Here is a 238-nt window from a genome sequence, read left to right on the forward strand (position 1 = left end):
AAGAACGACCGTATAGTACGAGAGGAACTACGGTTGGTGGCCACTGGTGTACCGGTTGTTCGAGAGAGCACGTGCCGGGTAGCCACGCCACACGGGGTAAGAGCTGAACGCATCTAAGCTCGAAACCCACTTGGAAAAGAGACACCGTTGAGGTCCCGCGTACAAGACGCGGTCGATAGACTCGGGGTGTGCGCGTCGAGGTAACGAGACGTTAAGCCCACGAGCACTAACAGACCAA

The 238-nt window shown here is 56.7% G+C and carries 1 rRNA gene; it reads left to right on the top strand.

Going from position 1 to position 238, the window contains the following annotated elements:
• Nucleotides 1-238: ribosomal RNA gene (locus tag C443_RS21940) — 23S ribosomal RNA — on the top strand; the annotation flags it as partial.

Source organism: Haloarcula argentinensis DSM 12282 (assembly GCA_000336895.1).
Lineage (GTDB): Archaea > Halobacteriota > Halobacteria > Halobacteriales > Haloarculaceae > Haloarcula > Haloarcula argentinensis.